8 protein-coding genes and 2 rRNA genes (1 of these 10 cut by a window edge) are annotated in these 12,420 nt (G+C 42.9%); 5 read left to right on the forward strand and 5 right to left on the reverse strand.

Features of this window, described 5'->3' with window-relative positions; all coding sequences use genetic code 11:
* Both J4N22_RS13895 and rrf read left to right on the forward strand, forming a co-directional pair.
* Positions 1–1,307 (forward strand): 23S ribosomal RNA (locus tag J4N22_RS13895) (it extends 1,577 nt beyond the left edge of the window).
* A gap of 131 nt (positions 1,308–1,438) precedes the next feature.
* Positions 1,439–1,550 (forward strand): 5S ribosomal RNA (gene rrf, locus J4N22_RS13900).
* Positions 1,551–1,810: 260 nt separating this feature from the next.
* Here rrf and J4N22_RS13905 read toward each other — a convergent pair.
* The 5 genes from J4N22_RS13905 to J4N22_RS13925 all read right to left on the reverse strand — a co-directional run bounded on the left by J4N22_RS13905 (position 1,811) and on the right by J4N22_RS13925 (position 8,828).
* Positions 1,811–2,686: an aldo/keto reductase gene (locus tag J4N22_RS13905; RefSeq protein WP_207495532.1), complete on the reverse strand. Its 876-nt coding sequence runs from the start codon at positions 2,684–2,686 to the stop codon at positions 1,811–1,813.
* Positions 2,687–2,894: 208 nt separating this feature from the next.
* A complete protein-coding gene (adhE, locus tag J4N22_RS13910; RefSeq protein ID WP_207495533.1) occupies positions 2,895–5,546 on the reverse strand; it encodes a bifunctional acetaldehyde-CoA/alcohol dehydrogenase in 2,652 nt (883 codons plus the stop codon).
* A 302-nt stretch (positions 5,547–5,848) separates the two neighbouring features.
* Positions 5,849–7,141 (reverse strand): hypothetical protein, encoded by a 1,293-nt coding sequence (locus J4N22_RS13915; protein ID WP_207495534.1) that lies wholly within the window; start codon positions 7,139–7,141, stop codon positions 5,849–5,851.
* A 212-nt stretch (positions 7,142–7,353) separates the two neighbouring features.
* A complete protein-coding gene (locus J4N22_RS13920) occupies positions 7,354–8,256 on the reverse strand; it encodes a formate/nitrite transporter family protein (RefSeq protein ID WP_207495536.1) in 903 nt (300 codons plus the stop codon).
* A 167-nt stretch (positions 8,257–8,423) separates the two neighbouring features.
* The gene (locus tag J4N22_RS13925; protein WP_207495538.1) at positions 8,424–8,828 is read right to left on the reverse strand and encodes an RNA recognition motif domain-containing protein; all 405 of its coding nucleotides are present in this window, start codon (positions 8,826–8,828) and stop codon (positions 8,424–8,426) included.
* A gap of 542 nt (positions 8,829–9,370) precedes the next feature.
* Between J4N22_RS13925 and gyrB the strand changes: the two genes are divergently transcribed.
* The 3 genes from gyrB to J4N22_RS13940 all read left to right on the forward strand — a co-directional run bounded on the left by gyrB (position 9,371) and on the right by J4N22_RS13940 (position 12,359).
* On the forward strand, positions 9,371–11,350 hold the full coding sequence (gene gyrB, locus J4N22_RS13930; RefSeq protein WP_207495540.1) for a DNA topoisomerase (ATP-hydrolyzing) subunit B: 1,980 nt from the start codon (positions 9,371–9,373) through the stop codon (positions 11,348–11,350).
* Between the two features lie 158 nt (positions 11,351–11,508).
* Positions 11,509–11,715 carry a hypothetical protein gene (locus J4N22_RS13935; RefSeq protein ID WP_207495542.1) on the forward strand — a complete coding sequence of 69 codons (207 nt, stop codon included), beginning with the start codon at positions 11,509–11,511 and terminating at the stop codon, positions 11,713–11,715.
* Positions 11,716–11,840: 125 nt separating this feature from the next.
* Positions 11,841–12,359: a hypothetical protein gene (locus J4N22_RS13940; protein WP_207495544.1), complete on the forward strand. Its 519-nt coding sequence runs from the start codon at positions 11,841–11,843 to the stop codon at positions 12,357–12,359.
* Positions 12,360–12,420 lie beyond the last annotated feature (61 nt).

A 12,420-nucleotide genomic window follows, 5' to 3' on the forward strand; every position in this document is an offset into this window, starting at 1 on the left:
GATAATGTCCCTAATCAGACCTCCGAGAAAATCTTCTAAGGCTAGGCTAAAGCGGCCCGTACCGTAAACCGACACAGGTAGTCGAGATGAGTATTCTAAGGCGCTCGGGTGAGCCGCGGAGAAGGAACTAGGCAAATTGACGCTGTAACTTCGGGATAAAGCGTACCACAGCGATGTGGTCTCAGTAAATTGGTTCAACCAACTGTTTAACAAAAACACAGGGCCCTGCAAAAACGTAAGTTGACGTATAGAGCCTGATACCTGCCCGGTGCTGGAAGGTTAAGGAAGGGTGTTCGGGGGTAACCCCAAAGCTCCTGACTGAAGCCCCAGTAAACGGCGGCCGTAACTATAACGGTCCTAAGGTAGCGAAATTCCTTGTCGGGTAAGTTCCGACCTGCACGAATGGTCTAATGAGTTGAACACTGTCTCCTCCGCGAGCCCGGTGAAATTGTAGTATCGGTGAAGATGCCGGTTACCCGTCACGGGACGGAAAGACCCCATGAACCTTCACTACAACTTTGCATTGATCTTGAGTAAACAATGTGTAGCATAGTTGGGACGCTATGAAGCGGTGGCGCCAGCCATCGTGGAGCGGTCGTTGAAATACCAACCTTTGTTTACTTAGGGTCTAATCCCCATTCGGGAGACATTGCATGGTGGGTAGTTTGACTGGGGTGGTCGCCTCCTAAAAAGTAACGGAGGCTTGCAAAGGTACCCTCAGTACGGTTGGTAATCGTACGCAGAGCGCATTAGTAAAAGGGTGCTTGACTGTGAGGCAAACAAGCCGAGCAGGGTGGAAACACGGCTAAAGTGATCCGGTGGTTCTGTATGGAAGGGCCATCGCTCAAAGGATAAAAGGTACTCTGGGGATAACAGGCTGATCTCCCCCAAGAGCTCATATCGACGGGGAGGTTTGGCACCTCGATGTCGGTTCGTCACATCCTGGGGCTGGAGAAGGTCCCAAGGGTTCGGCTGTTCGCCGATTAAAGTGGCACGTGAACTGGGTTCAGAACGTCGCAAGACAGTTCGGTCCCTATCTGTGATGGGCGCTAGTAAATTGAGAGGACATGACCTTAGTACGAGAGGACCGGGTCGTACGTACCGCTGGTGTATCGGTTGTGCCGCCAGGTGCAGTGCCGAGTAGCTATGTACGGACAGGATAAACGCTGAAAGCATCTAAGCGTGAAACCTTCCTTAAGATGAGTTTACTTTTAAGGGTCGTCGGAGACTACGACGTTGATAGGCTACAGGTGTAAAGGTGGTAACATCAAAGCCGAGTAGTACTAATTGCCCGTAAGCTTTAATTTTTTTTTATTCTGGTTATTACAACTTCCCAATATGTACATTATTGTAGGTTGAGTAGTTGACAAGTTGAATAGTTGATAGGTAACACCCGTCAACCAGCCAACTGATCAACCGATCAACTTATTTACCGATTTATGGTGGTTTTGCCGGCGGTGTTCACCTCTTCCCATACCGAACAGAGAAGTTAAGCCCGCCATGGCCGATGGTACTGGTATTCCAACCGGGAGAGTAGGTAGCTGCCATATTTATTTTAACCCTTACAGTTTATTCTGTAAGGGTTTTTTTATTCCTGTACTTTAAGTATAAAGTCAAAAGTAAAAAGTCAAAAAGTAAAACCGGAAATATAAACCTCAGGCGGGCTGAGTATTCCAAAGTTCGCTTGCTAAGAACAAATAAACTAGTCAGTGATCAGCTTCATCGTCCAATCTATTGTTTGCTGCTGAAGTGTGCGACGCAACAATGCTGACAAGAGCGGTGATGCTGGTAACAAAAAAATCTTCATGTACTAAGGCACATCGTCTCCGGTAGCGGCTCTCCATAATATAAACCATTCCTCCCTTGTTAGCTGGAGGTCTTCTGCCTCTTTAGCTTGTTGTAGCCTTTCAATCTTGGTGGAACCAACAACGGGAATAATGCGTGCAGGATGTGTATGAAGCCAGGCTATCAATACCTGGTTGATGCCAGTGTTGTACTTTTCGGCTACCAACTTAGCGGCGGAGGCAATCCTTATATTTTTTTCATCCAGGTCATCCGTTATCAGTCCGCCACCCAATGGTGCCCAAGCCATAGGAATGATACCGTGTTCAAGACAATTTTCTAGAACGCCATTATGCAACGCAGCCATTTGCATAATTGAGATCTCAACCTGGTTATATTCTAAGGTGATAAATTTTTGGAGCATATTTACCTGGTGAGGTAAGAAATTAGAGACACCGAACTGCAGGATCTTGCCCGCCTTTTTTAAATCGTGTACTGCACGTGCTACTTCAGAAGGATTGAGCAACGGGTCGGGACGATGGATGAGTAGGACATCAATATAATCTGTATGGAAGTTTTCAAGTGACTGATTTACCGAAGCAATAATGTGGTGGTAGCTTGTATCGTACGACTTGATGATATGTCCGGCCCTGGTAGGAGCAACTAACTTGATACCGCACTTTGTAATGATCTTGATGTTTTCCCGAATAGCAGGCGAGGATTTAATAACGGCACCAAACTCAGCTTCAGTAGTATAATGACCATAGATGTCAGCATGGTCAAAGGAATGAATGCCTGCCTGGAGGCAGCTCTCTATCATTTGCTGGTAATCGTAGGTGCTGAAGTTGGAGCCCCAGCTTCCCCAGCGCATACATCCGGCTATAGGTGATGAAATGGCTTGCATAGTAGGAGTGATGCCTAAAGGTATAGCATTAACCTTCGGCAAAAAAACATTGACAATACCTACCTATTGTGGAAAGATTTGAAATGTCATTACACTATGCTGCGCATACTGAACGTGTGCCCTGTAAACAAAGCTTGTAGGTGTGGCTAAGCTGAAGGATTTTATAAAGAAAAAGAAGAAAGGCCAGCTATTGCCGGCCTTCCAAATTTTAAACTGCTTCTTCTTCCAGTTCTAGAACTGGTTGTTCCTGCAAGGCCTGCACACGCCGTACACGTGTTTGACCTTCGTATGCATTTATATACAGTTGCTTTAGCTCGCTGATAAGTGGGTAGCGTGGATTTGCACCTGTGCACTGGTCGTCGAATGCCTGTTCGGACATACTGTCAATGGTGGAATAAAAGGCTTTTTCAGTGATGCCATACTCCCTTATGGAAGCTGGTATTCCCACTTTAGCCTTTAGTTGTTCGATGGCTGCTACAAGCTTTTTAACTTTCTCTTCGTCGGTGGTTCCTCCCAGTTGCAGGTAGTCGGCTATGCGAGCATATCTCCATTTTGCATTAGGATACTTGTATTGCGGGAAAGCAGTCTGCTTCCTAGGATTATCAACCGCATTGAACCTGATTACCTCGGTGATAAGCAGTCCATTGGCCACACCATGCGGAACGTGATGGGTAGCACCTAACTTGTGCGCCAGCGAGTGACAGATACCAAGAAATGCATTGGCGAAGGCCATGCCTGCAACGGTAGTAGCATGCGCCATCTTTTCACGCGCCTTGATGTTGGTTGTGCCTTCATTGTAAGCGTCAGGCAGGTATTTGAAGATGAGCCTGATGGCTTCAAGCGCGAGGCCATTTGTATACTCAGAAGCAAGCACAGAAACATAAGCTTCCAGTGCGTGTGTAAGTCCATCTATACCCGAAGCCGATGTAAGACCTTTCGGCATATTCATCATGAGTTCAGCATCTACAATGGCCATGTCGGGCGTTAGTTCATAATCAGCAAGAGGATATTTTATGCCTGTTTTTTCATCGGTGATAACAGCAAATGGTGTAACCTCAGAACCTGTGCCAGCTGTTGTAGGGATGGCTACGAAATTGGCCTTTGCACCCATTTTAGGAAATGCATATACACGTTTGCGGATATCCATAAATCGCATAGCTAGGTCTTCGAAACGTACTTCAGGATGTTCAAATAAAACCCACATGATCTTGGCTGCATCCATTGGTGAACCGCCGCCTAAAGCAATGATGGTGTCTGGTTCAAAACTCTTCATTTCTTCTGCTCCTTTGCGGGCAGTAGCCAAGGTAGGATCAGGTTCTACATCAAAGAATATTTTGAAGTCTACATCTATCTCTTCAAGCACTTTTATCACAGGATCTATCAGACCTAAATTATACAGTACTTTATCTGTAACAATGAATGCTTTTTTCTTGCCTAGTTCTTTTAGTTCGCGAAGGGCCACGGGCATACAGCCATACTTGAAATAGATCTTTTCAGGTACCCTGAACCATAGCATATTTTCTCTGCGGTTTGCCACACTCTTGATGTTTAATAGATGTTTTACGCCTACGTTTTCTGAAACGGAATTACCACCCCATGAGCCGCAGCCCAGCGTGAGCGATGGAGCTAACTTAAAGTTGTAGATATCGCCGATGGCACCTTGTGAAGAAGGCATATTAATAATGGTACGACCGGTCTTCATTGCTGCGCCAAATTGCTGGATGCGATCTTTTGATTTTACCTGGTCTGTATACAAAACTGATGTGTGGCCAAAGCCGCCAAGTTCTACCAGGCGTACTGCTTTTTGTAAAGCTTCATCAAAATCTTTAGCACGATACATGGCTAGTAATGGAGAAAGTTTTTCGTGGCTAAATGGTTCATCCAGTTCTACAGACTCTACTTCACCTATTAGAATTTTAGTATTCTCAGGAACGGTAATACCAGCAAGAGCGGCTATTTTAGCTGCAGGTTGTCCTACTATATTCGCATTAAGAGCGCCATTGATAAGAATTACTGCACGTACTTTATCTGTCTCTTCGCCTTGCAGAATATAAGCTCCGCGATCAAGAAATTCATGCTTCACTTCTTCGTAAACCTCATCCAAAACAATCACTGATTGTTCTGATGCGCAGATAACGCCGTTATCAAAAGTTTTGGAAAGAAGGATAGAGTTGACCGCCATTTTTAGGTGAGCGGTTTCATCTATGATAGCTGGTGTGTTTCCTGCGCCCACTCCAATAGCTGGTTTGCCGCTGGAGTATGCTGCTTTCACCATACCCGGACCCCCGGTAGCCAATGTAAGATCAGACTGCGCCATTACAATTTGCGATAGCTCTACAGATGGTTCATCTATCCACGCAATGATGCCTTCGGGAGCACCTGCTTTTACAGCTGCCTCCAGTATTATGGTAGCCGCAGCGATGGTTGAATTTTTAGCTCGTGGGTGAGGAGAAAAGATGATACCATTGCGCGTTTTTAAAGCAATAAGAGCCTTGAAAATAGCGGTGGATGTAGGATTGGTAGTTGGGATAACTGCTGCAATCACACCAATAGGTTCAGCAATTTTTGTGATACCAAAAGCTTCGTCAGTTTCTATCACACCGCACGTCTTTTCGTCTTTATATTGGTTGTAGATGTACTCAGATGAAAAGTGGTTCTTGATCACCTTGTCTTCCACCAGGCCCATACCTGTTTCTTCTACGGCCATTTTTGCAAGTTGTATCCTTCCGTTATTAGCGGCTATTGCGGCCTGGCGAAAAATTTCATCTACCTCTTCTTGAGAATAAGTGGAGTAGCACTTCTGCGCTTCCCTCACTTGCTTGATCCGCTGTTCAAGCTGTTTTGCGTTTGTTACTTTCATAATGCTTCCTTGAGAGTTTATTAAATACGATTGTTCCCTGGATGCGCAAAGAGTTACCTGGAAATGAAACCGGATGCGCATCTTTTTAGCGACAAGAAAATAAGCTTCAGGTGTGCGAGAATGAAGATCGAATAGCTTATTTACTCGATGTAAACGTAGTTGTATTATAATCTAATATGTATGATACACATCAATGCTACTGATGATAGTAGATAGCGGAAGAAATGATACCAGGCATGTCATTAACTAACAACAAAAGCCGCATCATTGAGTGCGGCTTCACATGTGCGTTGTAAGAATTCTTATAAGTAGATCTGGAATTGCATCTGCCATTCTCCAGCGCGGGTGAATACTTTTTTGTTGTGGTAAAGTGGCCTGCTCGAATACTGCAAAGTTATTTTGGCATTATGTCCATCAATGTAGAAGTTGGAACCTATATCGTAATAATGTCCCAGTTCTTCCAATGCTTCCAGGTCTTTAAGTGTGTATGCTGCTACGGGTTGAAAGCGAACTTTAGAAGAAATATTTTTAGGCAACATAATACCTGCTTGTGTATACCAGATTTTCCCTGTTCCTAATAAGAACCTTGCATTGCCAGCACCTTCCTGCACTCTTTTACCTGTAAAAGATGGATCAACAATACCTGTATTCATTAATCCTATAGTCCTCGTGTAGTTGGGGCCAAAGTCATATTTATATAAAGTGCTACTTGCAGTTATTGCCATGTTTTTCTCTTTAGAACCAAAAGGAAGATCTGCAAATACATCTACAGCCTGGATGTTGATGTCATGTTTTTGAATGGTGTTTTCAGCAATAATACTTTTTGTTCCATCTTTGGTGCGATAAAAGCCGGCACCTATATTTAAAACTTTTTTGGTGCCTGCGTATGTGCCTACTCTAAAAGGTAACACTTCATTTTCCTGGTCAAGAAACTGGTAGTCTACATAGCCGCCTACAGCCGGTTTAGGATCACCATTATTATCTACTGCTACTCCAGCAGCAACGGGAGCTGTATTGGTGGCAAAAGGTTTATTTACGTTGAACCGGTAATGCAATTTTCCTGCATGACCTTTTGCATAGAACCCAAACTGCCGCACAAACTGATCAGAGATCTCCAGTGTAGGCCAATTGAACAATGGTGCATCTATCAATAAAAAGTTTAAAGTACTTGCAGAAGTAAGTCGTGAAATGCCATTCCAATAATGCAAGCCAGCACCAGCATACAAAGAGGCTTTATTTGCTTTGCCTGTTACTGCATTCTTAGAAGGAATAATTGCATATTCATTCCAAACATCATGGTAAAAAATCTGCGGCTTCTTGCCTGCACCATTTGCTCCTGTACCCGCTGAAACTGTGCCACCACCATTTGTAAACGTCTGGTTGTTTATGCCAAAATGTGCCATGATCAGGTAGCGAGGCGATAACTGTGCATAAGCTATGGTACGTATGCGTCGTGCGCCTATGTCAAAAGTTCTGTCAGAAGGTTCGCCACCCACCAATGTTCCGGGATTGTTTTTGATGCTGCGTGCCCAAATCTGGTTCCAGAAAATGAACCGGATATACTTGCTGCCTTTTTCATCCAGGTTCAACTTCATGCCTGAACCGTATTCACTGGAACCTTGCGCAAATGAATCAGTAATATCCAAGATGAAAAGCACAAGTAATGACCAGGTCAGTTTTATAATAAAGTTGTTGAAACGATGTAGCATATGGTCTCGTCTAGTCCTGGGAAGATGAAACAATTGTAAATCCTTAAGAAAATAGGTAAATGTTTTTCAAGTGCTTTTTACGCCTACTTGGCATTATCCTAATTATCTGATTTCACAAGTTGGTTAGCTTTGCTTTTAATTGGCCGTGTTTTAGACAAGGGCATGTTGAGTGTTGTTGTACTATTCAACTGTACATTGAGAAACTCTTCCATTTCTGGTTTTTTGTACGAGAACATGTACCAGTACGGAATAGCTAAAAACAAAGCTCCTCCTACTATATTTCCTAAGGTTGCCGGCAACAGGTTCACAATGAAAAATTCATACATTGTGATGTCAGCTCCCAGTAGGATAGATGTTGGAATAAAGAACATATTGGCAATAGAGTGTTCAAATCCAAATGCAACAAAACACATGATTGGGAACCACATAGCCAATATTTTTCCTGTAACATCTTTGGCTGAATATGAAAGCCATACTGCAAGGCAAACAAGCCAGTTGGCACCTATACCTTTTATGAAAGTGGTAGAGAACGAATGTGAAGTTTTATACTGCCCAATTTTTTTTGCAGAAGATAGCCACGGGTCTACGGAGAGTATTTCAGTTTGGTAAGCAAAAAGATAAGCAACTATCAAAGCCCCTACAAAATTGCCAACATAGGCTACAAACCAAATACGCAGCAATCGATAAAGCTTGGTTTGTTTATTAAAGTAACTGTAAGCCATTACTGCACAGTCGCTGGTAAATAATTCTGCTCCGCCAAGCAAAACCAGGATAAGCCCCAAGGGGAAAACTGCTCCTGACACCAGTTTGGCTATGCCGGGGTTTGCTGAAGACACTTCAGGCATACCTCCCGAAGTGATAATCGATAAAAGCCCACCGAGTGCTACGAAAGCGCCTCCCAATAGAGAATACACCCCTAGTTTTCGCAGTGTATATGCATCTTTAACCGTTGCAGTTTTACTGAATTCTTCTGCAAGTTGCTGAGGAGTGTTATATCCCATGTCACTTCTTTTGTCCAGCAAATGTGGATGTAGCAGCAAGGATTAAGCATGACAGCAGTTGTTAGCAAATATGATATTAATCATTATCCGTGGTTACTGCACTGCACGTATGGGCATAAAAAAAGTCCGGCAATGAGCCAGACTTTACAGATTTCTTGTTGCAAGAATTAGTAGCGATTGTAACCACCGCCGCCGCCGTTTCCGCCGCGGTTGAAGCCACTTCCACCACCGCTGCGACCACCACCGCCACGGCTAAATCCGCCGCCGCTGCCGCTGTCGCCGCCGAAGCTTCTTTTCTTAAATCCACCACCACCAGTACCGTCTTTTGGACGAGGCTGTGATTCGTTAACAACGATTTTACGACCCATGATGTCGCTTTCGTTTAACTGGCTGATAGCAGTACGACCAGCTTCGTCATCAGACATTTCTACGAAACCAAAGCCTTTGCTACGGTTGCCGTTAAATTTGTCAGTAACAATTTTAGAAGATACTACCTCGCCGAATGGAGTGAAAAGATCGGCTAAATCTTGCTCAGTCATTGTCCAACTGAGGTTTCCAACGTAAATGTTCATTTGTAAAACTTTAAAAAAATAAAAAAAACCATAATGAACACAGCGAACAACGTACCAGAGAAACATTTACTTTAAAAACGTCCAGAGAACAATTGAAACTGTAAAGATCATTAGTGGAATAACGAAGATAGACATTTTATTTATACTTCATATTTTTTGAAAAAGAAAACTACCATCTTGGAAATCAATGTTGGTAAGTAATTGGCAACTAAGCTTCTAGCCATAAAATAAGATAAGTTAAGATCAGTTTATATGCAGAGAAACAGGTAAATCTAGCAACATGATGCAGAAAATGGATGTAGATAAGGGTTTCAATCATCCTCCTAATACCGAGGAAAAAATAGTTGATCAGAGAACTTTTTCTTGAACATTTCCAGGACTGCATAAAGTTATTCCTGGCGGTATTCATACATTATTCACAGGCTATCACCATTAACCCAATGAAGCCCTAAATACTTGTTTCATTAACAGCAAGAACCCTATATTTTACGTAGTTTTGCGCACCTCCGAGAAACATTAAATCGAAGGATTGTCAATCATTTATGAACGAAGAAATTTTAACCGGCGAAGTAGTACAGAATGCGAGTTACGGGGCAGATAGCATCCAGGTGTTAGAAGGATTGGAAGCTGTGCGAAAAAGACCTGCAATGTATATAGGCGATGTAGGAATTAAAGGTCTGCATCACCTGGTATATGAAGTGGTAGATAACAGTATAGACGAAGCACTTGCTGGCTACTGTAAAAACATCAACGTAACCATTCATGAAGATAACTCCATTAGTGTAAGTGATGATGGTCGTGGTATTCCTACGGCAATGCACACCAAAGAAAAGCGTAGTGCACTTGAAGTTGTAATGACAGTGTTACACGCTGGTGGTAAGTTCGATAAAGGATCGTATAAAGTGAGTGGTGGATTGCATGGTGTGGGTGTAAGTTGTGTGAACGCACTTAGTACCACGCTACATGTAACTGTACATAGGGACGGAAAGATTTACGAACAGGAATATCATTGTGGTGCCCCTGCCTATCCTGTAAGGGAAATAGGTACGTCTGATATAACCGGTACCACTGTACGCTTCTGGCCTGATGGCTCTATCTTCCAGGAAACTGTTTATAGAAGAGAGATACTTGAAGGAAGGTTAAGAGAGCTTGCTTACCTAAACAGGAAGATCGCTATCAACATCACCGATATGCGCGAACTGGACGAAGAAGGCAAACCTTATTCTAAAAGTTTCTATAGCGAAGGTGGTATTGTTGAGTTTGTAGAAATGCTTGACAAAAATGGCCATCGTTCTCCATTGATTGCTAATACGCTTTTTGTAGAAGGACATGATGTGGCTAGTAATGTAGCGGTAGAGGTGGCAATGACGTATAACGATGATTTTAAAGAACACATTTTCTCCTACGTAAACAACATCAATACAATTGAAGGCGGTACACACGTTACTGGTTTCAGGCAGGCATTGACGAGGGTTTTTAAAACTTATGGTGATAAAGAAGGTTTGTTTGAAAAAGCCAAAGTAGCTGTGGAAGGTGATGACTTCAGGGAAGGATTGAGTGCTATCATTTCTGTAAAAGTACCCGAGCCACAATTTGAAGGACAAACAAAAACAAAACTTGGTAACAGTGAAGTAAGTGGTATTGTACAAACAACAGTAGCGCGTGCTTTGGAAGCATACCTTGAGGAAAATCCAAAGGAAGCTAAGAACGTTATCAGCAAGATCATTCTTGCAGCACAAGCTCGTGTGGCGGCAAAAAAGGCCCGCGAAATGGTGCAGCGTAAAACGGTAATGAGTGGCGGTGGTTTGCCTGGTAAACTTGCAGATTGTTCAGAAAGAGATCCTGAAAAATGCGAGTTATACCTGGTGGAAGGTGACTCAGCAGGTGGTACTGCAAAGCAGGGAAGGGAAAGAAGTTTCCAGGCTATTTTGCCATTGCGTGGTAAAATCTTGAACGTAGAGAAAGCAATGGAGCATAAGATCTACGAGAATGAGGAGATACGCAATATGTATACAGCTTTGGGTGTAACGGTAGGAACGCCTGAAGATCCTAAGCAATTGAACCTTCAAAAGCTTCGTTATCACAAGCTCATCATTATGACGGATGCGGACGTAGACGGAAGTCACATTGCTACGCTCATCCTTACATTCATCTTCAGGTATATGAAGGAGTTGGTAGAAGCAGGATATGTTTATATAGCACAGCCGCCTCTTTACCTGGTAAAGAAAGGTAAGGACCAGGACTACGCTTATAATGAAGAGCAACGTAAAGCCCTTGTAGAAAAGCTTGGTGGCGGAAAAGATGAAAGCGTAACCATTCAGCGATATAAAGGTCTTGGTGAAATGAATGCTGACCAGCTTTGGGAAACCACTATGGACCCTGCTCGTCGTACGTTGAAAAGAGTAACAATAGAAAGTGCTGCAGAAGCAGACAGGATATTTAGCATGCTGATGGGCGACGAAGTAGCACCACGTCGTGAGTTTATTGAAACCCATGCTAAGTACGCTAAAATTGATGTTTAGTACTTGCTAATAATCATATCTAAGAAGGAAGGTCTAAAGCCTTCCTTTTTTTATTTATAACACTTCTTGCTGCAGCGCTATTGCAGGGTGAAAATTGCCTTAGCAGAAAAATTGTAGCTTGTGCACTTTATTATTAGAAATTTTTCAAAAACAGAACAATGGATACTTCAAAAATGATCAAGGCTTATTGCTTAAAAACAAAAGAGAAAAATGTACCGATGCATGAAGCAGTAATATCTAAAACAGCCAAGGGTGGATATATGGCTAGTGGCCACGATGGTAAAGGAAATAAGATGGCTGCTATCATGAGTGAAGCAAAAGCACTACAAGCCATTGAAGATGGTGTAGCTACAAAAGGATTCTAAAGCATTACCAGTTTGTTTTGCTAAGTAAACTTCTAGAAAGTTTGCTTAGTACAGCAGCGGTATATACAACGGACAGAGTAATGAAACCTATACGCGTCTTTTTGTTGATAACAACTTGTTTTCTCATGCATAGATCGTATGCACAGGAACCTGGAATGGGTAGTGCATCGCTGAGTGCGGGTTTAGAATTAGCATTGCCAACTGGTGATCTTAAAACAGGCGCTGGAATAGGATTGGGCGCAAGTTTGAAAACTGCTTTTCCTGTGATACCATATGGAGATGTAACAGTCTCAGCAGGATATTTACGTTTTTCTGGTAAAGAAGTAACACTTCCACTATCACAACAGAGTTTCGCTGGACAAACCAGGAAGACTTTAGCCCTTGGTGCCATACCGCTGAAAGCAGGTTTCCGTTATCGTTTTCCTAACGCATTTTATGTGGAACCGCAAGTTGGTTATACTTTATTTAGTATGAAGGGTTACCAAAATGAGGGAGCATTCACTTATGTTGGCAGTGTAGGAGTTGTTCTACTTCGCAATATGTTGGATGTAGGGCTCCGTTACGAAGCGGCTACCAAAGAAAATGTAACTCTTTCACATGTTGGATTGCGTACAGCTTACAATATTGCCGCAAAAAGAAGATGATCTATTTATCTAAATTCTTTGCCTCGCTTTGCGGGGCTTTTTCATTTTTATCATGCCTGGT

It is taken from the genome of Aridibaculum aurantiacum (genome assembly GCF_017355875.1).
GTDB classification, from domain to species: Bacteria; Bacteroidota; Bacteroidia; order Chitinophagales; family Chitinophagaceae; genus Segetibacter; species Segetibacter aurantiacus.